Source organism: Pseudoxanthomonas sp., assembly GCF_035999195.1.
Taxonomy (GTDB): Bacteria; Pseudomonadota; Gammaproteobacteria; order Xanthomonadales; family Xanthomonadaceae; genus Pseudoxanthomonas_A.
In genome coordinates this window covers 420,539-438,298 of sequence record NZ_DASYGY010000004.1, presented here as the reverse complement: position 1 = coordinate 438,298, position 17,760 = coordinate 420,539, and the positions used below count along the sequence as shown (strand labels likewise).

Sequence of the window (17,760 nt, the reverse complement as noted above, 5' to 3'; positions counted from 1 at the left end):
TGGTGCATTGAGGTTCGCCCGAAAGCGGACGCCCGCCCGCCGGTCACCGCTGCGGCGTCAGCGACCACACCCCATCGCTGAAGGTCATCGGCAGATAGGCGTACGCGCGGCGGCCATCGGCGGCGGGCGTGTACGGGAGCGTGCGCACCGAACGCGCCTGCGCTTCGATGCCGCGCGCCCCGGCGGGATTGGGCAGCGCCTCGATCATCCAGAGGCCGTCGGCGCGGCCGCCGGCGGGATTGCCACGGTAGAGGAACAGGCCCAGCGACGGGCCGAGCGGAATGCGCGCGTCGTTGCCCATGACCTTGGTGCGCTGGGCTTCGGTGGCGATCTGCAGGCGTGGGCGGATCTCGCCGCCCTCCGCATCACCGGCAGGCGGCGCCTCCAGCGAGGCCTGCAGCATGCGTTCGAGATGGTCGCCATGCGTGCGCGCCAGTTCCTGGAACCAGCTGCGGCCGAGCGAGTCGGCATCGCGCGCGGGCGCCATCGCCTTGTAGCAACGATCGATCAGGAAGGCGTGGTAGGCCGTATGCCGGTACGGCATGTCATGGGTGTTGTCCTGCGGACGGTCGCCGCGCGTGCGCTTTTCCCGTTCGCGATCGAGCACCACCCAGGCCTGTGCCCACTGCATCGCCGGCTTGGCATGGCCGGCCGCCAGCTCCAGTTCCGCCAGCGACGCCAACGCCACCAGCGGGCACCGCTGCGATGCCACGCATTTCTCCAGCCAGAAGCGCGCCGTCTCCACGTCGCGCTCCACGCGTCGCGCGGGATGGTCCATGCCGCTCCGGTACAGCGCGCCCAGGTAGAACGCCGCATGGCCGTCGCCGGCCTGCGCGCTGGCGACCAGCTGCTGCATGGCGCGGTCGCGCGCCTCGGGCGCCGCGTCGCGATCCAGCAGCGCCGCCATGGCTTCCGGCTCGGGTCCGTCGGGTATTGCGGATGGGGGCGTGGCCTGCGCCCCCGCCATGCACAGCCCTGCGATGAGGAAGACGACCCTGCTGCGTATGCCCATGCGATGCTCTCCCTGCGCCGCGCCGACGCTATCGCCCCGGAGCCGGCAAGGCAAGTCGCCGTCCTGTGCCGCACGTCGCCTCAATGCAGCGGCAACGCGTAGGATGCGGTAGACGCGATGGCGCCGCAGGCGGCGGAGCATCCGGCATTCCTTCCATGCGCGCTTCCCAGCGCCTCCTGCTCACGAGTGGCCCATGACGACCTCCGACTATCTGCTCTTCTCCCGCGGCCAGTGGGACGAAAGCGCCTCGAAAGAAGACGTGCAGGACGCCATCGACCGCTTCTACGCCTGGTACGAGAAGGGCCTGGCCGACGGCGTGCTCAAGCCCGGCAGCCGGCTGGAGCACCGGGGCAAACAGGTCTCGCGCGACGGAATCACCGACGGCCCGTTCGCCGAGGCGAAGGAACTGGTCGGCGGCTACTGGTTCATCGTGGCCGAGTCGCTGGAACACGCCGCACGGATCGCGGCGGAGAATCCCTGCCTGGCCTTTGGCCTGACCTTGGAGATCCGGCCGCTGGACGCCGCGCCCGCCCGCGCGCAGGACGTGACCAACGAAACGCCGGCGGCCTGGCGCAACGACCCGCGCTGACGCGCGCCGCCCCGGTTACGCTGCGCTCGCGGCGATGGTGCTCCCCGAGCGGGCCTGCCTCATTCGGCGGCCGCGGATGCGGACGCCAGCGCCTGCGCTGCCAGGTCGCCCTTGCGCTCGCTGTAACGACTGGTCAGGTACGCGCTGTGGCCGCGCACCATGAGGGTGAACTTCAACAGTTCTTCCATGACATCGACCACACGGTCGTAGTAGGGCGACGGCTTCATCCGTCCCTGCTCGTCGAACTCCTGCCAGGCCTTCGGCACGGAGGACTGGTTCGGGATGGTCACCATCCGCATCCAGCGGCCCAGCACGCGCAGCGCGTTGACCACGTTGAACGACTGCGAGCCGCCGCAGACCTGCATGACCGCCAGGGTGCGGCCTTGCGTGGGGCGCACGCCGCCTTCTTCCAGCGGCAACCAGTCGATCTGGTTCTTGAACACGGCGGTGAGCGTGCCATGGCGCTCCGGGCTGACCCACACCTGCCCTTCGGACCATTCCGAGAGCGTGCGCAGCTCCTGCACCTTGGGGTGGTCCTTGCCCACGCTGTCCAGCAGCGGCAGGTCGTGGGGATCGAACACGCGCGTCTCCGCGCCGAAGTGCTGCAACAGGCGCTCGACTTCCAGCGCCAGCTTGCGACTGAAGGACTGCGGACGCAGCGAGCCGTAGAGGATCAGGATGCGCGGCGGATGCGTCGCGTCACCGCTGGCGAGCCGGGCGGCATCGGGGATGTCGAGGGCGTCGGGCGCCACGTTCGGCAGGGTGGATTCGTTCATGGGGTTCTTCATCGCGTGTCGGATCGTGGACCTCAGGCCGGGCGTGCGCCGCGACAGCACCGCGGCAGACCCGTGCGGCCCCGCCACGGCATGCGCGTGAGGAAGGGCCACGCCAGCAGGGCGCCGAGTCGCCACTCATCGGGATAACGCGACGGGTCGAATACGCCCACGCGGGCCGGCGCGTTGCCGCGGCGATATGTTCCGAACACCTGGTCCCACAGTGGCAGCGCCGTACCGAAATTGCCGGCCTCGTCCGGGCGCGTGCTGTGATGCAGGCGATGCAGTTCCGCACTGCCGACCAACCGGTCGAGCGGGCCGAGCGTTCCGGCGACATTCGCATGTACGGCCAACGATTGGGTCAGGCCGAACAGCGCGACGATCAGCATGGCCTCGGGCGACAGACCCAGCCACATCAGCGGCAGGACCCGCACCAGCTTGTCGTACAGGGCGTTGATCGGATGCGCGGTGAGCGCGTTGGCCACGTTCAGCCGATCCGGCCGATGGTGGAGCAGGTGGACGCGCCACCACCAGCGGCCGGCATGGCTCCAGCGGTGCATCCAGTACGCGGCGAATTCGGCCGCCAGCACGCCGGCCAGGACCTGGGCGGCCAAGGGCCAGCTGCTGTCGCCCGGCAGGTGGACCACGATCAGCGCGGTCAGGGCGGCCGAGGCGACGGCGTCGGTCAGCACGTTCAGCGTCCACACCGTGCCGTCGCGCCGCACATGGCGGGGCGTCGCCTGCCAGTCGGTGCGGAACGGGCGCCAGCGCTCGGCCAAGCCCAGCACCGCCACGTTGGCCACCAGCCAGCCCGCCAGGGCCGATGCCGCCGGCCACTGCAGTCGCAGCGCGGCGGTCGCCATCACCGGCAGGGCGGCCAGCAACAGCAGGTGCGGCCAATGCCACGGCACGTGTCGTCGTTCTGTCATGGTCGATTGCTAGCCTGATACTGTTCGACTATTCTAGAAACATGGAAATAAAGAACGCAACCGCTGCCCTCGCCGCCCTCGGACAGTCCACCCGGCTGGCGATCTTCCGCCTGCTGGTCGAAGCCGGTCCGTCCGGCCGCATGGCGGGCGAGATCGCCGACGCCCTGGCATTGCCCGGCGCCACGCTGTCGTTCCACCTCAAGGAACTGGTGGCCGCGGGGCTGGTGCAGAGCGAACCGCGCGGCCGGTACGTCTGCTACCGGGCCGACTTCGCCGCGATGAACGCGCTGCTGGCATTCCTGACCCGCAACTGCTGCGGCGGCGACGCGGCGCAGTGCGCGCCTGCCACGACCTGCGGACCCGACTGCCCGTGACGTCGGCAGCCGCACCCTCGCTGTCACGCCGCATGGGCGGCTTCGAGCGCCACCTGACCTGGTGGGTGCTGGGCTGCATCGCGGTGGGCACCGCACTGGGCTACCTGCTGCCGGACGCGTTCGCCACGCTGGCGGCGGCGGAAGTGGCCCAGGTCAACCTGCCGGTCGCCCTGCTGATCTGGCTGATGATCATCCCGATGCTGCTGAAGATCGATTTCGCCGCGATGGGCGAGGTCCGGCAGCATTGGAAGGGCATCGGCGTCACGGTGTTCGTGAACTGGGCCGTCAAGCCGTTCTCGATGGCGCTGCTGGCGTGGATCTTCATCCGCCATGGGTTTGCGGATCATCTGCCGGCCGCGCAGATCGATTCCTACGTCGCCGGCCTGATCCTGCTGGCGGCGGCACCGTGCACCGCGATGGTGTTCGTATGGAGCCACCTCTGCGATGGCGAACCGCGCTTCACCTTGAGCCAGGTCGCCCTGAACGACGCGATCATGGTGGTGGCGTTCGCACCGATCGTTGGGCTGCTGCTGGGCATCTCCTCCATCACGGTGCCCTGGTCCACGCTGCTGATCTCGGTGGGGCTGTACATCGTGGTGCCGGTGATCGTGGCGGTGCTGGTGCGGCACCGGGTGCTGCGCAGCGGCGGCGACGCGGCGCTGCAGGCGCTGCTGACGCGGCTGGGACCGATTTCGATGGGCGCGCTGCTGCTCACGCTGGTGTTGCTGTTCGGCTTCCAGGGCCGTCAGATCGTCGACCAGCCGCTGATCATCGCCCTGCTGGCGGTGCCGATCCTGATCCAGGTGTATCTCAACGCGGGCGTGTCGTACTGGCTCAACCGCAGGCTAGGCGTGGCCCACTGCGTGGCCGGCCCTTCGGCGCTGATCGGCGCCAGCAACTTCTTCGAGCTCGCGGTCGCCACCGCGGTTGGCGTCTTCGGCGTGCACTCGGGTGCGGCACTGGCCACCGTCGTCGGTGTGCTGGTGGAAGTGCCGGTGATGCTGTCCGTCGTGCACATCGTCAACGCGTCGAAGCCTTGGTACGAACGCCGCGCCTAATCCCACCCTTCAGGACCTCCCATGGACCGCCCCTACAACCTGCTGTTCCTGTGCACGGGCAATTCCGCCCGCAGCATCCTGGCCGAAGCCCTGGCCAACCAGTTGGCCAAAGGCCGCTTCCACGCCTACAGCGCGGGCAGCCATCCACGCGGACACGTACACCCGATGGCATTGCAGGTGCTGGAGGAAGCCGGCATCGCGACGGACGGGCTGCGCAGCAAGCCCTGGGACGAGTTCGCCGCGCCTGGCGCGCCCGCGATGGATCTGATCATCACGGTCTGCGACAAGGCCGCGGGTGAGGCGTGTCCGCTCTGGCCCGGCCATCCGGTGACCGCGCACTGGGGCATCGAGGATCCCGCATCCGTCGCCGGCTCGCAGGAACAGGTGCACAAGGCCTTCGGCAAGGCGCTCCAGCTGCTGCAGCATCGCCTGTCATTGCTGATGGCGCTGAAGCCGGAGGCGCTGGACCGCCTGGCGCTGGAAACCCGGGTCCGCGAGATCGGCGCGGCGTCGTGACCACCCCCTTTCATCCCTTCTCCGAACCAAGCAACCTTCCATGAGCATTCGCGTTGGCATCAACGGCTTCGGCCGCATGGGCCGCCTCACCCTGCGTGCGGCCTGGGAAAATCCCGACCTCCAGTTCGTCCAGATCAACGACCCCGCGGGCGACGCCGCCACGCTGGTGCATCTGCTGGCGTTCGATTCGATCCACGGCCGCTGGAACCGCGAGATCCACGCGGACGGCGACGCACTGGTCATCGAGGGCCAGCGCATCCCGGTGACGCGCAACCAGGCCATCGCGGCCACCGACTGGTCCGGCTGCGACGTGGTCATCGAGTCCTCCGGCAAGTTCCGCAAGCCGGACGTGCTGCAGCCCTACCTGGACCAGGGCGTGGAGCGCGTCGTGGTGACGGCGCCGGTCAAGTCGCCCGGCGTGCTGGACGTGGTGGTCGGCGTGAACCATCACCGCTTCGACCCGGCGCAGCATCGCATCGTGTCCGCCGCCTCCTGCACGACCAACTGCTTCGCACCGGTGGTCAAGGTGATCCACGAAGGCATCGGCATCCGCCACGGCAGCCTCACTACCATCCACAGCCTGACCAATACGCAGGTGATCGTGGACGCGCCGCACAAGGACCTGCGCCGGGCGCGCGCGTGCGGCAGCAGCCTGATCCCGACCTCGACCGGCTCGGCCACGGCCATTGCCGAAATCTTCCCCGAGCTGAAAGGCCGCTTGAACGGGCATGCCGTGCGCGTGCCGCTGACCAATGCCTCGCTGACCGACTGCGTGTTCGAAGTGGAACGTGCGACCACGGTGGAGGAAGTGAACGCGCTGCTGCAGCGCGCGGCCGAGGGCGAACTGGCCGGCATCCTCGGCTACGAGACACGTCCGCTGGTGTCGATCGACTACCGCACCGATCCGCGCTCCAGCATCGTCGATGCGCTGTCCACCATGGTGATCAACGGCACGCAGGTGAAGCTGTACGCCTGGTACGACAACGAGTGGGGCTACGTGAACCGTACCGCCGAACTCGTGCAGCTGGTCGGCAAGGCGGGCTGACACGATGCTCGCGCGCCTGTCGGCCGACGTACGCCAGTACCTGCTGATCACCGGCAACTACTGGGCCTTCACCCTGACCGATGGCGCGCTGCGCATGCTGGTGGTGCTGCACTTCCACCAGCTGGGCTACAGCCCGCTGCAGATCGCGATGCTGTTCCTGTTCTACGAAGTCTTCGGCGTCATCACCAACCTGGTCGGTGGCTGGCTGGGCGCCCGGATCGGGCTCAACCGCACCATGAACATCGGGCTGGCCATGCAGGTCATCGCGCTGTCCATGCTGCTGGTGCCGGCGGTGTGGCTGACGGTGCCCTGGGTGATGGCGGCGCAGGCGTTGTCCGGCGTGGCCAAGGACCTCAACAAGATGAGCGCCAAGAGCAGCATCAAGCTGCTGGTGCCGGGCGAGCAACAGGGCACGCTGTACCGGTGGGTGGCGGCGCTGACGGGATCGAAGAACGCGCTGAAGGGCATCGGCTTCTTCCTTGGCGGCGCCCTGTTGACCACGCTCGGATTTGCGGCCGCGGTGGCCGTGATGGCCGGCGCGCTGCTGCTGGTGTGGATACTCAGCCTGGTGCTGCTGAAGCGCGACTTGGGCAAGGCGAAAGCCAAGCCGAAGTTCCGCGACATCTTTTCCAAGAGCCGCGCCATCAACCTGCTGTCGGCGGCGCGCATGTGCCTGTTCGGTGCGCGCGATGTCTGGTTCGTGGTCGCGCTGCCGGTGTTCCTGGCCGCCACGCTCGGATGGGATTTCTGGCAGGTCGGCGGCTTCCTCGCCGCGTGGATCATCGGCTACGGCATCGTGCAGTCGGTCGCGCCCTACCTGACCGGCCGGAAGGCCGGCAACGTGCCCGACGGACGTGCGGCGACCGGCTGGGCGTTCGTCCTGGCCACCGTCCCGGCCGTGATGGCGGCGCTGCTTGCCTACGGCACCTCGCCCACCGGGGTGCTGGTGGTCGGGCTGACGGTGTTCGGCGTGCTGTTCGCACTCAACTCCGCCCTGCACAGCTATCTGATCGTCAGCTACGCCAACGAGGACGGCGTGTCGCTCGATGTCGGGTTCTATTACATGGCCAACGCGATGGGCCGCCTGCTGGGTACTGTGCTGTCGGGCTGGGTCTTCCAGACCTGGGGCCTGACGGCATGCCTGGCGATCTCTGCGGTGCTGATCCTGCTGGCGGCGGTCGTGTCCCTCGCGCTGCCCAGGGCCTCGCGCACGCCGGGCCAGCCCGATGGGGCGACATAGCTCGCACAGACCGCGTCGGCTTCAGCGTGCGCAGGGCATTTCAGGCTTCTTGTGGGAGAAACCGAGCCCTTTCAGGCTTCCATGTGTCTACGAAGCCGGCGGCGCTTCAGCACGGTGATACGCCACCAACGCATTCGCATGTCCGTGGCCCATCTTGTGCTGCGTCTTCAGAAATGCCACCTGCTCCATGTGCCTGCGGTCGCTGACGGTGTCCAGTAGTTTGAACCAGTGCTCGATGGGTTTGCCGTATTGCTTCTCTATGGAAGGGAAGTAGGAGGCCGGGCCTTTCGTGTTTGCGTTCGTCGTCATGCAGTGTTCCTCGCGGTGGAATGCGGCAGCCGCATCGTTACGCCGGCTCGCCTGGTCTGTCTTGCCTGTTCGACGAACAGACCCGCCCCGGATCGACATGACCGGCACCAGGCGCCACGTCCAGCGGCGCGAGGATGCCGGGGTCGGATCGCCGGGCCTGCCCCGCTCGACACTACTGTGAGAAGCCGCCCCACGATGGGGCGGGTTCAAGGCATTGAGGTGCGATGACGAGGCTTTTTTCCTCGACCGCAAGGCCGTCTGCTTCATCGCCAAGGCTTTGAGCCCCGGCCGCGAAGCTCAAGGGTGAGACGCCAAGGCAAAAGACTTCGACATGGCGATGATTCGCATGGGATGGCGAGGCGTTTTGCGTTGCGGTCGACCCGTTCCGCTCCGGGCGCAAGGCTTTTGGCTTGGGCGTCGAACCCGTCCGGTGCGGCGTCGAGCCTCAGAGGCTTGAAGGCGAGGAGATTTTCCTTGCCCGACACACGCGCCTCACCCCGCCATCGCCGCTTCGATCTCGTCGGCGCTGCGCGCCAGCGCGTCGGTCAGCACCACCGGGCCGTCGGCCGTGACCAGCACATCGTCCTCGGTGCGGATGCCGATGCCGCGCCACTTCGCGTCGACGGTCTCGTCGTCGTGGTTGACGTACAGACCCGGCTCGATGGTGAACACCATGCCGGCTTCCAGCAGGCGGGACTCGCCCTCGATGCGGTAGTCCCCCACGTCGTGCACGTCCAGGCCCAGCCAGTGGCCGGTCTTGTGGCGGTAGAAGCGGCGGTAGCTGCCTTCGGCGAGGTTCTTTTCCAGCCTGCCCTTCAGCAGGCCGAGCCTGAGCAGGCCCTCGGTCAGCGTCTCGACCGCGGCCACGTGGCCGGCTTCGTACGGCACGCCGACGCGGGCGCAGGCCAGCGCCGCCTTCTGTGCCTCGCCGACCAGATCGTGCAGCGCGCGCTGCGCCGGGGTGAAGCGGCCGTTGACCGGGAACGTGCGGGTGATGTCGGCGGCATAGCTGCGGTATTCGGCGCCGGCGTCGATCAGCACCAGGTCGCCGTCGCGCGCCTGCGCGGTGTTGGCGCGGTAGTGCAGCACGCAGGCGTTGCGGCCGGCGCCGACGATGCTGTTGTAGGCCGGCCACGCATCGTGGGCACGGAACACACGCTCCAGGTCGGCCTGCAGTTCGTACTCGCGGATGCCGGGGCGTGCCACGCACATCGCCGCACGGTGCGCCTCGACGCTGATGTCGGCGGCGCGCTGCATCAGCTTGATCTCGTCCTTCGACTTGAACAGCCGCAGGTCGTGCAGCAGGTGGCCGAGTTCGAGGAACTCGTGCGGCGGCTGCGCGCCCTGCTTCACGTGCGCACGCACGTGGCGCACCCAGCCGATCAGCTTGAGGTCGAAGTCGGCATCGCGGCCGAAGTGGTAGTAGACGCGCGAGCGGCCTTCCAGCAGGCCGGGCAGGATTTCGTCTAGGTCGTCGATCGGGTAGGCATCGTCCATGCCGTAGTCGTTGACCGCGCCATCCTGCCCGGCGCGCGGACCGTCCCAGCCTTCCCGTTCGGGGTCGCGCTCGCGGCAGAACAGGATGGTCTCGCCGTGCTTGCGGCCCGGCACCAGCACCAGCACGGCCTCCGGCTCGGGAAACCCGCTGAGGTACCAGAAGTCCGAATCCTGCCGGTACGGGTAATGCGTGTCGTGGCTGCGCACGCGCTCGGCGGCGGCAGGCAGCACCAGGATCGCGTCGTTGCCGGCCAGCCGCATCAGCTGCTTGCGGCGACGGGCGAACTCCGCCGCGCCGATGCCGGCGACGGCCTTCATCAGTTCAGGCTCCGGCGATGCCGGGGCCCGAGCACGCAGTCGCCGTGCAGCAGCAGGACGGCGACGCGGACGAACTCTTCCAGTTCGGCCAGTGCGTCCTCGTCTTCTTCGTCGTCACTGCTTTCGGGCGAGGCCTGGGCTAGGCGCGCCAGGTCCTGCAAGGCCTCCTGCCCCTCCTCGGACAGCGGCGGCGATGCGCCCGCGGCCAGTCCGAACGCACCCAGGAAGCCCTGGCACCAGGAGAACAGCGCTTCGGCGCGCTCGTCCAACGGGCGGTCCGCAGTGGGCAGCAACAGATCGAAGGCGAAGCTGCGGTCTTCCAGCTGGGCCACGGCGCACTGGCGCAACTGGTCCAGCGCGCTGCCGGCCGCGGCAGCGGGCAGCTGGTCATCGGGCAGCGCACGGGCCAGCCACGTATCGTCGGCGATGCCGCCGCCGGCCAGCCAGCCGCACAGCGCGCCATGCAGTTCCGACGCGTCCATGGCCAGGCCAAGCTGGCGGGACGCGGCCGCGACGTCGGCGATTTCGGGAAGGTCGGGCATAAGAGAACGCAATCCGCCGGGGGTTTCGGACAACCCCGCAAGTGTAGCAATGAAAAGCCGCCATCCTCCTTGTTGTGCGTGTGGACGCATGCCTAAACTCGCGTACTGCCTACCCCCGGACGATCGTCCTCCTCCATGCACGTCCCTTCTGTCGCTGCAATCCTGGCAACGGCGTCGCCGCTGTCGTCCCGGCTGGCCATGGCGCTGGCGGGCGTGGTGCTGGTGGGCGTGATCGTGATCGGCACGCGCCGCTGGTGGCAGGCCTGGCTGGAGAGCCGGCACGCACCGCAGGAGCCGCTGCGCAGCGAATCCCTGCGCAACCGCGACGAGCGCCTGAAACTGGCGTTGTGGGCCTCGGGCGAGCAGTTCTGGGACTACGACCTGGTGCAGCGCCGGCTCTACCGCATGCGCGCGGACGAAACCGCGGCGCAGGCCGCCGACATCACCGTACTGACGCGCCAGGGCGAAGTGCCCACCATCCACGACGAAGACCTGCCGCTGGTGCAGGAACGCCTGCGCCAGCACCTGCAGGGCAAGACCCCGCTCTTCATGTCCGAACACCGCATGGACATGCAGAACAACGGCACGTGGGTCTGGGTGCGCGCGCGCGGCCGGGTGGTCGAGCGCGATGCCGACGGCCAGCCGATCCGTATCGCCGGCACCGCCCGCGACATCACCGCCAGCCGCAACGCCGAGTACGAGCACCGCATCGCCGGCGAGGTAATGCGCAGCATGAACGAGGCGGTGGCGGTGCTGGACTGGGCGCACCAGTTCATCACCATCAATCCGGCCTTCACCCGCATCACCGGCTATGCCGAAGAGGAGATCATCGGCCAGCCGATGACGATGCTGGACAGCGACCAGCACGAGGACGCCTTCTTCGAGCGCATGAACCGCGAGCTGCGCCTCACCGGGCGCTGGTCGGGCGAGATCTGGAAGGTACGCAAGGACGGCGAGGAGATCCTCTGCCGCATCGAGACCAACGTGGTGCCCGACGCCAGCGGCGAGCGTCCGCTGTACGTGCAGGTGCTCACCGACATCACCGAGCAGAAGCGCGCCGAACAGGAACTGCGCTACCTGGCCAACTACGACACCCTGACCAGCCTGCCCAACCGCTCGCTGCTGTCCGAGCGCCTGTCCCGCGCCATCGTGCGGGCGCGTCGCGAGCACGGGCATGTCGCGGTGCTGTTCATCGACCTGGACCGGTTCAAGGACATCAACGATTCGCTCGGCCACGCCACCGGCGACCGCATCCTGCGCTCGGCCGCCGCGCGCGTGCAGCAGACCGTGGGCACGCAGCACACCGTGGCGCGCCTGAGCGGCGACGAGTTCACCGTGGTGCTGGAGGACATCAACGGCATGCCCGATGCCGAACACGTAGCCCAGCGCATCATCGATGCGTTCCGCGTGCCGCTCAACTTCGGCGAGCGGCTGGAGCTGGCGGTGTCGCCGTCGATCGGCATCAGCCTGTACCCCGAGCATGCGCAGGTGCCGACCGAGCTGCTGAAGCACGCCGACACCGCCATGTACCAGGCCAAGGCCATGGGCCGGCACACCTACGAGGTGTATTCGGAGTCGATGGACGAGAAGAACCGCCATCGCGCCATCCTCGCCAGCGCGCTGCGCCGCGCGATCGACCGCAACGAGCTGTCGCTGGTGTTCCAGCCGCGCCTGTCGATCTCGCGCCAGCGGATCACCGGCGTGGAGGCGCTGCTACGCTGGGATAGCAAGGAATTCGGCATGGTGTCGCCGGCGCAGTTCATCCCGTTGGCCGAAGAGTCGGGCATGATCCTTGAGCTCGGCGCCTGGGCCCTGCGCAACGCCTGCATGACCCTGCGCGAATGGCACGACGCCGGCCTGGAAGAGCTCAGCGTGGCGGTGAACGTCTCGGCCACCCAGCTGCAGCGCGGCGACCTGCCGACGGTGGTGGCGCGCGCGCTGGAGGAAACCGGCGTGCCGGCCAACCGGCTGGAGCTGGAACTGACCGAAAGCGTGGTGATGGCCAGCCCCGAGCAGAACGCCGACACCCTGCGCGCCTGCCGCCGCCTGGGCATCTCGCTGGCGATCGACGACTTCGGCACCGGCTATTCGTCGCTGGCGTACCTCAAGCGCCTGCCGCTGACCACGCTGAAGATCGACCGCGAGTTCATCAGCGACCTGACCCACGACACCGACGACGAGGCGATCACCAGCACCATCATCACCATGGGCCAGTCGCTGGCGCTGAAGGTGGTGGCCGAAGGCGTGGAAACGTGGGACCAATACGAGTTCCTGCGCAACCACGGCTGCGACGAGGTGCAGGGCCACTGGGTCTCGCAGGCGCTCGGCGCCGACCAGTGCCTGCGGTTCATCCGCGACTACTACCCCGGCTCGGGCATCCGCGTCGCTTCGTGACCGCCTTGTGGGAGCGACGTCAGTCGTGATCGCGGGTCCGGTATGGCGACTGACGTCGCTCCCACCGCCCCGGCCGCTTGACCGGCCACCGACCGCATGCCTATCGTGGCCGCCATGGACACCGCCGACCTCCTCGATCAGCTCCGCGCGCTCAGCACGCGCATCCAAGAGCTGGCGGACCGCTGCCAGCGGCTCGCCGACGAGAACCGCAGCCTGCGCCACCAGCAGGAACAGCTGGTCGGAGAACGTTCGCAGCTGCTGGCCAAGAACGAGCAGGCGCGTTCGCGCGTGGAAGCGATGATCAGCCGCCTGAAATCCCTGGAGCAGCACACGTGAGCGCCAACGAGCCGGTCAGCGTCCATCTGCTGGACCGCGAATACACCGTCGGCGTCGCGCCCGAGGAGCGCTCCAGCCTGATGGCGGCCGCCAAGTTGCTGGACAGCCGCATGCGTGAAGTGCGCGGCAGCAACCGCATGGCGGCGGTGGACCGCATCGCCGTGCTGGCGGCGCTCAATCTGGCACACGAATTGCAGCAGCTGCGCGACGAACAGCACGCGCGCAATCGCGATGTCGAACGGACGCTGCAGGATCTGCATCGCACGCTGGATGGCGTGCTCGGCGCACCGTGACGCCGCGCGCACGTCGCCGACTGCGCACTGAATCCGCCGACGAACGGGCTAGGCAAAAAATCCCCACTCGCTATACTGCGCCTGCGTCCTCTGCTGTACTCGACAGTGAGCGCAAACATTCGCCTTGTCCCTTAATTGCGACCACGGGAGGGTGACGGTTACCGGGAGTGCAGGTCTGCCTCGCAGCGGAAAGCCCGATGGTTGCCCAACCTTCCCACTTGAACCCCGGGTTCAAGGTCGTTTCGCGAACATCGTGCATGGCGGAGGACGTATTTTTTCCCGCGGCAGCGGCATCAGCCGCGACCCGGCCGGTCCAGTTGCACCCGCCCATGAGCGGGATGACTTCGAAACGAAGCCGATTGCACCAGGGACCCGACGCACAGGGCCGTGACTGACGCCGCTCCCGCGGTCCCTCCACCGGCAAGCCCGGTGCGCATGCCGTAAAATTCGCGCATGCCTGTCCCTTCCCTTTCCTCGCCATGACCGTCGAGCGCGATGCGCTGCGGCGCGAACTGCGTGCACGTCGTCGTGCGCTGCCTGCCGCCGACCGCATCGCCGGCGCCGATGCACTGGCCGCTCGCCTGCTGGCACTGCCCTTCTTCCCCGCCTCCGGCTACGTCGCCGGCTACTGGGCGATGGACGGCGAGATCGGCCTGCACAGCTGGCAGCTGCGCCTGCCGCCAGGTCTGGTCTATTGCCTGCCGGTGCTGTCGGACGACGAGACGCTGCGCTTCGCGCCGTGGCGACCGGGTGATGCGCTGGTCACCAATCGCTACGGCATCCCGGAGCCCGACGTGGATCCGCGCTCGGGCCTTGCCGCCACCGACATGGCCATGATCGTGGTGCCGCTGGTGGGCTTCGATGCGGCCGGGCACCGTCTCGGCATGGGCGGCGGCTGGTACGACCGGACGCTGGCGCCGCGCCTGCAGCGTCCCGCGCCGCCGTGGCTGGTGGGGGTGGGCTTCGAGGTGCAGCGTGTCGACGCGCTGGACGCGCAGGCCTGGGACGTGCCGCTGGATGCGGTCTGCACCGAGCGCGACACCCTGCTTTCCTCTTCCCTGCCGGACGCCACGCCATGACCTCCCGCAAACACTACTGGCTCATGAAGTCGGAGCCCGATACGTTCTCGATCGACGACCTGAAGAAGGTCGGTACCGAGCCGTGGAACGGCGTGCGCAACTACCAGGCGCGCAACTTCATGCGCGCCATGCAGGTGGGCGATGGCGTGCTGTTCTACCACTCCAACTGCAAGGAACCGGGCATCGTCGGCACCGCCACCGTCGCGGCCACGGCCTACCCGGACGAGACCCAGTTCAACCCCAAATCGGACTACTACGATCCCAAGAGCACGCGCGAGGAGCCGCGCTGGTCGCTGGTGGACGTGACGTTCGAACGCAAGCTCACGCGCACCATCACGCTGGACGAGATCAAGCAGCACGCGGACGAACTGGGCGAAGGCTTCGCGCTGATCCAGCGCGGCAACCGCCTGTCCGTGCTGCCGGTGACCGCCGCGCAATGGAAGTTCCTGCTGGCACTGGAATAGCCGCCCTTCCTGCAGGAGCGACGTCAGTCGCGACCGTGCGCCTTGAGCAACCGGAGCAGCAGCTTGGTGAGTTCTTCTTTCCTGGCGCCCCGGGTTTCCCCGATGTCACTTGCTCCCGGTCGCGACTGACGTCGCTCCTACAACGCCCCTCCTCTACACGAGTGTTCAACCCATGAGCGAAGCAAAGCGCCTGGCCGGCGAAAAGGCCATCGAGTTCGTCGAGGACGGCATGATCGTCGGCGTCGGCACCGGCTCCACCGTGGCCTATTTCATCGACGCGCTGGCCGGCATCAAGGACCGCATCAAGGGTGCCGTGTCCAGTTCGGAACAGAGCACCGCGCGACTGAAGCAGCACGGGATCGAGGTGCTCGACCTCAACCACACCGGCACGCTGTCGCTGTACGTGGACGGCGCCGACGAGTGCGACCCGCACAAGCGCCTGATCAAGGGCGGTGGCGCGGCGCTGACGCGCGAGAAGATCATCGCCGAAGCCAGCAGGCAGTTCGTCTGCATCATCGACCCGAGCAAGCAGGTGCCGGTGCTCGGCAAGTTCCCGCTGCCGGTCGAAGTGATCCCGATGGCGCGCAGCCTGGTGGCGCGCGAGATCCTGGCGATGACCGGCGGCCAACCGGTCTGGCGCGATGGCGTGACCACCGACAACGGCAACGTGGTGCTGGACATCCACCACCTGTCGATCACCGACCCGGTGGCGATGGAGCGCGAACTCAACCAGATCCCCGGCGTGGTCAGCGTGGGCCTGTTCGCCCGGCGTCCCGCCGATATCGTGATCGTGGGCGGCGAGCCGCCGGTGGTGCTGCGCTGATCCTGGCGTAGGCGCAGGCCCGCGCCTACACGTCTTCCGCGAGCATCTTCACCAGCTCGCCGACCACCTCGCGCTTCTTCGGCGGCAGCTTCAGGTAGGCGTCGACGACCTGGCGTTCGCGGCTGCCGACGCCGGCAGGCCAGGTTGCGCGCGTTTCCGCCACGCGCGACCGTGCGGGTGCGCCGAAACGCAGGGCATGCGGTTCCACGCCCAGCACATCGGCGATCACCTGCAGCTTGTCCTGCGCCGGGATGGCGCCGCCGGCCAGCCAGCGCGATGTCGTCTGGAAGGTGACCGAGCGACCGCGATAGCGGGTGTTGAACAGATGGAACAGCACTTTGGGGCGCGCCTCATATCCCGCCTGCTGCATGGCATTCGCCAGCCGTTGCGAGAATTTTTCGCGCTCGTTTCCCATGCCGGACACGTTAGCGGCGCGATATCACACTTATTCACTATCTAAGTTAATTGACGCGCACTTTTCGAGTTCATAGAGTGGCCGCGCGCCACACAGCAGGCGGAGAGTCGCCAGACGTGGCGCCACCCACGGGACACAGGAAGACGCCGATGACATCGAAGGATCGTGACACCCATGACACGCATGCGCCCGCCGACGCGGATGGCCTGCCGCCGCTGCCGCGCGAGGCGTCCCCGCCACCGCTCGACGATGCCCTCCACCTGCTGCAGGCCGATCCCGGCCACAGCCTGGCCGATCCCGGCCTCGCGCGCCTGGCGCCCGCCGGTCTCGACCGCCTGTTCCTGGCCGCCCGACGCCAGGCCGAACGCAACTACGACGGCATCCTGCTGCTGCTCGACCTGCTGCACCTCGCGCAGCGCGCGGAAGACGCCGGCCATCGCCGCTTGCTGACGGGGGTCGTCCGCCAGCTGCGGCACCACGTGGAGGACCAGCAGCGCTGGCAGGCGCTGGCCGACAACGCGGCGTACTACCGCGACAACCGGCAGGTGGCCGAGCGCGTGGCGGCGCGGTTGCCGTTGGGCTGAGCCGACGGGATCGGCGCGCCACGCCGGGACGCGGCGGCGCTCACTGGTAGTCCTGCTCGCGCTGGTGCCGCAGCGCCAGCACGGTCACCGTGGCTGCATCCTCCACTTCGAACAGGGCGACGTAGCCGGTGGCGCCAAAACCGATCACCAGCTCCCGCAGGAAGGGACGGCCCGTCACCGGCCGGCACGCGAACGGAGAGGTTTCCAGCAGCGTCAGTGCATTCTCGATGGCGCGCAGGGAAGCCTCGGCGGCCTCGATGCCTCCCTCGCCTTGTTGCAGCGCGAACGTGTACAGCCGCACCAGGTCGGCTCGCGCTTCTTCCGTGAAGCGAACGCGGAACATCAGCGCCGTCCCGTGGTGCCTGCCTTGGCCTGTCGCAACGCAGCCCGCAATTCATCCACCACGTCGATGGCATCGTGATACACGCCCGAGCGCCGGGCACCCTCACGTGAGGCGAGGCCGCGCGTGATGAACGCTTCCTGCTGCTGTCGGAGCGCTATCTGCGCGCGGATGGACTGCTCGACGAAACCGGACAGCGATTCACCGTCGCGCAGAACATCCTCCGCCGCCTTGCGCAAGGCAGGATCGACACGGAGCGAGGGGAAGGTGGAGGTTTTCATGATCGGTCGCATGCGTTGCAATTGCGACGCATGATGCGCCTCCCGGATCGACCGGGCAAGCCATCCCGCACTCGTTACTTCTGGTCGGAGTCCTTGGCGAGTGCCTGGATCAGGTCGCGGACCGCCTTGCGGTGCGGGTCGGAGAGCCTGTGATACTGCTCCATGGCGATCCGGTCGCGGACATCCGCCCGTTCCGTCGACCAGGCCAGCTTGGGCTCGCCAAGGTGGCGGCCGCCCTTGCGACCGAACCGGAGTTCGTAGGGGTCGACGCCGAGCAGGTCGGCCAGGACTTCGATCTTGTCCTGGGTGGGAACCGTCTTGCCCGTCAGCCAGTAGCGGACCGCCTGGAACGTGACCGGCTTGCCGGCGTACCTCAGGTTGAACAGCTTCTCCAGATCGCCGGGCCGTTCGGACACACCGGCCGCTGCCAGAGCGGCTTTCAGCCTCGCGGAGAACAGCTGCTTCTCATCCATGCGGCCACGGTGAAGCGGCGCTTCCGTTTCGTGTTGAAGTTTTATTCAATCTGGGATTGAATTGGCGATTCAATTG

Annotated in this window: 23 protein-coding genes and 1 other RNA gene; 14 read left to right on the top strand and 10 right to left on the bottom strand. The window is 68.1% G+C overall.

Annotation, left to right across the window (positions count from 1 at the left end):
* Positions 1–43: 43 nt before the first annotated feature.
* The gene (locus VGN58_RS02765; protein ID WP_327481391.1) at positions 44–1,012 is read right to left on the bottom strand and encodes a hypothetical protein; all 969 of its coding nucleotides are present in this window, start codon (positions 1,010–1,012) and stop codon (positions 44–46) included.
* 193 nt (positions 1,013–1,205) lie between these two features.
* On the opposite strand from VGN58_RS02765, the gene VGN58_RS02760 reads away from it, so the two are divergent.
* The gene (locus tag VGN58_RS02760; protein ID WP_327481389.1) at positions 1,206–1,601 is read left to right on the top strand and encodes a YciI family protein; all 396 of its coding nucleotides are present in this window, start codon (positions 1,206–1,208) and stop codon (positions 1,599–1,601) included.
* Positions 1,602–1,660: 59 nt separating this feature from the next.
* Here VGN58_RS02760 and arsH read toward each other — a convergent pair whose 3' ends face one another.
* Together arsH and VGN58_RS02750 are read right to left on the bottom strand one after the other, a co-directional pair.
* Positions 1,661–2,377, bottom strand: a complete 717-nt coding sequence (arsH, locus tag VGN58_RS02755; protein WP_327481387.1) for an arsenical resistance protein ArsH — start codon at positions 2,375–2,377, stop codon at positions 1,661–1,663.
* A 32-nt stretch (positions 2,378–2,409) separates the two neighbouring features.
* The gene (locus VGN58_RS02750) at positions 2,410–3,303 is read right to left on the bottom strand and encodes a sterol desaturase family protein (protein ID WP_327481385.1); all 894 of its coding nucleotides are present in this window, start codon (positions 3,301–3,303) and stop codon (positions 2,410–2,412) included.
* A 41-nt stretch (positions 3,304–3,344) separates the two neighbouring features.
* Between VGN58_RS02750 and VGN58_RS02745 the strand changes: the two genes are divergently transcribed.
* Genes VGN58_RS02745 through arsJ form a run of 5 tightly spaced genes read left to right on the top strand, consistent with a single transcriptional unit; the run spans position 3,345 to position 7,536 of the window.
* Complete coding sequence (locus VGN58_RS02745) at positions 3,345–3,677, top strand: metalloregulator ArsR/SmtB family transcription factor (RefSeq protein ID WP_327481383.1); 333 nt, start codon at positions 3,345–3,347, stop codon at positions 3,675–3,677.
* Between the two features lie 32 nt (positions 3,678–3,709).
* A complete protein-coding gene (gene arsB, locus VGN58_RS02740) occupies positions 3,710–4,735 on the top strand; it encodes an ACR3 family arsenite efflux transporter (protein WP_327482050.1) in 1,026 nt (341 codons plus the stop codon).
* 21 nt (positions 4,736–4,756) lie between these two features.
* The gene (locus VGN58_RS02735) at positions 4,757–5,251 is read left to right on the top strand and encodes an arsenate reductase ArsC (RefSeq protein WP_327481381.1); all 495 of its coding nucleotides are present in this window, start codon (positions 4,757–4,759) and stop codon (positions 5,249–5,251) included.
* Between the two features lie 40 nt (positions 5,252–5,291).
* Positions 5,292–6,296: an ArsJ-associated glyceraldehyde-3-phosphate dehydrogenase gene (locus VGN58_RS02730; protein WP_327481379.1), complete on the top strand. Its 1,005-nt coding sequence runs from the start codon at positions 5,292–5,294 to the stop codon at positions 6,294–6,296.
* A gap of 4 nt (positions 6,297–6,300) precedes the next feature.
* The gene (gene arsJ, locus VGN58_RS02725) at positions 6,301–7,536 is read left to right on the top strand and encodes an organoarsenical effux MFS transporter ArsJ (protein WP_327481377.1); all 1,236 of its coding nucleotides are present in this window, start codon (positions 6,301–6,303) and stop codon (positions 7,534–7,536) included.
* A gap of 87 nt (positions 7,537–7,623) precedes the next feature.
* Here the strand turns inward: arsJ and VGN58_RS02720 are convergent, their stop codons facing one another.
* From VGN58_RS02720 to VGN58_RS02710, 3 genes are all read right to left on the bottom strand, one after another.
* Positions 7,624–7,845: a DUF4287 domain-containing protein gene (locus tag VGN58_RS02720; protein WP_327482048.1), complete on the bottom strand. Its 222-nt coding sequence runs from the start codon at positions 7,843–7,845 to the stop codon at positions 7,624–7,626.
* A 492-nt stretch (positions 7,846–8,337) separates the two neighbouring features.
* Positions 8,338–9,660: an aminopeptidase P N-terminal domain-containing protein gene (locus tag VGN58_RS02715; RefSeq protein ID WP_327481375.1), complete on the bottom strand. Its 1,323-nt coding sequence runs from the start codon at positions 9,658–9,660 to the stop codon at positions 8,338–8,340.
* Positions 9,660–10,202: a UPF0149 family protein gene (locus tag VGN58_RS02710; RefSeq protein WP_327481373.1), complete on the bottom strand. Its 543-nt coding sequence runs from the start codon at positions 10,200–10,202 to the stop codon at positions 9,660–9,662. The genes VGN58_RS02715 and VGN58_RS02710 overlap by 1 nt, the downstream gene beginning before the upstream one ends.
* A gap of 135 nt (positions 10,203–10,337) precedes the next feature.
* Between VGN58_RS02710 and VGN58_RS02705 the strand changes: the two genes are divergently transcribed.
* The 7 genes from VGN58_RS02705 (at position 10,338) to rpiA (ending at position 15,591) form a co-directional block, all read left to right on the top strand.
* Entirely contained in the window at positions 10,338–12,596 is a 2,259-nt protein-coding gene (locus tag VGN58_RS02705) for a putative bifunctional diguanylate cyclase/phosphodiesterase (protein WP_327481371.1), read from the top strand.
* A gap of 114 nt (positions 12,597–12,710) precedes the next feature.
* Positions 12,711–12,932 carry a TIGR02449 family protein gene (locus tag VGN58_RS02700; RefSeq protein ID WP_327481368.1) on the top strand — a complete coding sequence of 74 codons (222 nt, stop codon included), beginning with the start codon at positions 12,711–12,713 and terminating at the stop codon, positions 12,930–12,932.
* Positions 12,929–13,225, top strand: coding sequence for a cell division protein ZapA (locus VGN58_RS02695; RefSeq protein ID WP_327481366.1), 297 nt, complete (start codon positions 12,929–12,931; stop codon positions 13,223–13,225). Before VGN58_RS02700 ends, VGN58_RS02695 begins: the two co-directional genes overlap by 4 nt.
* A gap of 84 nt (positions 13,226–13,309) precedes the next feature.
* Positions 13,310–13,496: non-coding RNA, 6S RNA (gene ssrS, locus VGN58_RS02690), on the top strand.
* A 208-nt stretch (positions 13,497–13,704) separates the two neighbouring features.
* The gene (locus VGN58_RS02685; RefSeq protein ID WP_327481364.1) at positions 13,705–14,304 is read left to right on the top strand and encodes a 5-formyltetrahydrofolate cyclo-ligase; all 600 of its coding nucleotides are present in this window, start codon (positions 13,705–13,707) and stop codon (positions 14,302–14,304) included.
* A complete protein-coding gene (locus tag VGN58_RS02680; protein ID WP_327481362.1) occupies positions 14,301–14,768 on the top strand; it encodes an EVE domain-containing protein in 468 nt (155 codons plus the stop codon). The genes VGN58_RS02685 and VGN58_RS02680 overlap by 4 nt, the downstream gene beginning before the upstream one ends.
* A gap of 172 nt (positions 14,769–14,940) precedes the next feature.
* Positions 14,941–15,591: a ribose-5-phosphate isomerase RpiA gene (gene rpiA, locus VGN58_RS02675; RefSeq protein WP_327481360.1), complete on the top strand. Its 651-nt coding sequence runs from the start codon at positions 14,941–14,943 to the stop codon at positions 15,589–15,591.
* Positions 15,592–15,616: 25 nt separating this feature from the next.
* On the opposite strand, the gene VGN58_RS02670 is transcribed toward rpiA, so the two are convergent.
* Positions 15,617–16,006, bottom strand: coding sequence for a hypothetical protein (locus VGN58_RS02670; RefSeq protein ID WP_327481358.1), 390 nt, complete (start codon positions 16,004–16,006; stop codon positions 15,617–15,619).
* Positions 16,007–16,155: 149 nt separating this feature from the next.
* On the opposite strand from VGN58_RS02670, the gene VGN58_RS02665 reads away from it, so the two are divergent.
* Positions 16,156–16,590: a hypothetical protein gene (locus VGN58_RS02665; RefSeq protein ID WP_327481356.1), complete on the top strand. Its 435-nt coding sequence runs from the start codon at positions 16,156–16,158 to the stop codon at positions 16,588–16,590.
* A gap of 40 nt (positions 16,591–16,630) precedes the next feature.
* Here the strand turns inward: VGN58_RS02665 and VGN58_RS02660 are convergent, their stop codons facing one another.
* The 3 genes from VGN58_RS02660 to VGN58_RS02650 all read right to left on the bottom strand — a co-directional run bounded on the left by VGN58_RS02660 (position 16,631) and on the right by VGN58_RS02650 (position 17,684).
* Complete coding sequence (locus tag VGN58_RS02660; protein ID WP_327482047.1) at positions 16,631–16,936, bottom strand: type II toxin-antitoxin system RelE/ParE family toxin; 306 nt, start codon at positions 16,934–16,936, stop codon at positions 16,631–16,633.
* Positions 16,933–17,211 carry a YlcI/YnfO family protein gene (locus tag VGN58_RS02655; RefSeq protein ID WP_327481354.1) on the bottom strand — a complete coding sequence of 93 codons (279 nt, stop codon included), beginning with the start codon at positions 17,209–17,211 and terminating at the stop codon, positions 16,933–16,935. Before VGN58_RS02655 ends, VGN58_RS02660 begins: the two co-directional genes overlap by 4 nt.
* Before the next feature lie 74 nt (positions 17,212–17,285).
* Entirely contained in the window at positions 17,286–17,684 is a 399-nt protein-coding gene (locus tag VGN58_RS02650; RefSeq protein WP_327481352.1) for a hypothetical protein, read from the bottom strand.
* Positions 17,685–17,760 lie beyond the last annotated feature (76 nt).

Bases quoted from the DNA above. Each gene is read 5' to 3' on its own strand.
- VGN58_RS02685 (WP_327481364.1), top strand. From the start codon at position 13,705: ATGACCGTCGAGCGCGATGCGCTGCGGCGCGAACTGCGTGCACGTCGT.
- VGN58_RS02665 (WP_327481356.1), top strand. From the start codon at position 16,156: ATGACATCGAAGGATCGTGACACCCATGACACGCATGCGCCCGCCGAC.
- arsB (WP_327482050.1), top strand. From the start codon at position 3,710: ATGGGCGGCTTCGAGCGCCACCTGACCTGGTGGGTGCTGGGCTGCATC.
- VGN58_RS02650 (WP_327481352.1), bottom strand. From the start codon at position 17,684: ATGGATGAGAAGCAGCTGTTCTCCGCGAGGCTGAAAGCCGCTCTGGCA.
- VGN58_RS02705 (WP_327481371.1), top strand. From the start codon at position 10,338: ATGCACGTCCCTTCTGTCGCTGCAATCCTGGCAACGGCGTCGCCGCTG.
- VGN58_RS02670 (WP_327481358.1), bottom strand. From the start codon at position 16,006: ATGGGAAACGAGCGCGAAAAATTCTCGCAACGGCTGGCGAATGCCATG.
- arsJ (WP_327481377.1), top strand. From the start codon at position 6,301: ATGCTCGCGCGCCTGTCGGCCGACGTACGCCAGTACCTGCTGATCACC.
- VGN58_RS02750 (WP_327481385.1), bottom strand. From the start codon at position 3,303: ATGACAGAACGACGACACGTGCCGTGGCATTGGCCGCACCTGCTGTTG.
- VGN58_RS02710 (WP_327481373.1), bottom strand. From the start codon at position 10,202: ATGCCCGACCTTCCCGAAATCGCCGACGTCGCGGCCGCGTCCCGCCAG.
- arsH (WP_327481387.1), bottom strand. From the start codon at position 2,377: ATGAACGAATCCACCCTGCCGAACGTGGCGCCCGACGCCCTCGACATC.
- VGN58_RS02735 (WP_327481381.1), top strand. From the start codon at position 4,757: ATGGACCGCCCCTACAACCTGCTGTTCCTGTGCACGGGCAATTCCGCC.
- VGN58_RS02700 (WP_327481368.1), top strand. From the start codon at position 12,711: ATGGACACCGCCGACCTCCTCGATCAGCTCCGCGCGCTCAGCACGCGC.
- rpiA (WP_327481360.1), top strand. From the start codon at position 14,941: ATGAGCGAAGCAAAGCGCCTGGCCGGCGAAAAGGCCATCGAGTTCGTC.
- VGN58_RS02730 (WP_327481379.1), top strand. From the start codon at position 5,292: ATGAGCATTCGCGTTGGCATCAACGGCTTCGGCCGCATGGGCCGCCTC.
- VGN58_RS02760 (WP_327481389.1), top strand. From the start codon at position 1,206: ATGACGACCTCCGACTATCTGCTCTTCTCCCGCGGCCAGTGGGACGAA.
- VGN58_RS02720 (WP_327482048.1), bottom strand. From the start codon at position 7,845: ATGACGACGAACGCAAACACGAAAGGCCCGGCCTCCTACTTCCCTTCC.
- VGN58_RS02765 (WP_327481391.1), bottom strand. From the start codon at position 1,012: ATGGGCATACGCAGCAGGGTCGTCTTCCTCATCGCAGGGCTGTGCATG.
- VGN58_RS02655 (WP_327481354.1), bottom strand. From the start codon at position 17,211: ATGAAAACCTCCACCTTCCCCTCGCTCCGTGTCGATCCTGCCTTGCGC.
- VGN58_RS02715 (WP_327481375.1), bottom strand. From the start codon at position 9,660: ATGAAGGCCGTCGCCGGCATCGGCGCGGCGGAGTTCGCCCGTCGCCGC.
- VGN58_RS02680 (WP_327481362.1), top strand. From the start codon at position 14,301: ATGACCTCCCGCAAACACTACTGGCTCATGAAGTCGGAGCCCGATACG.
- VGN58_RS02745 (WP_327481383.1), top strand. From the start codon at position 3,345: ATGGAAATAAAGAACGCAACCGCTGCCCTCGCCGCCCTCGGACAGTCC.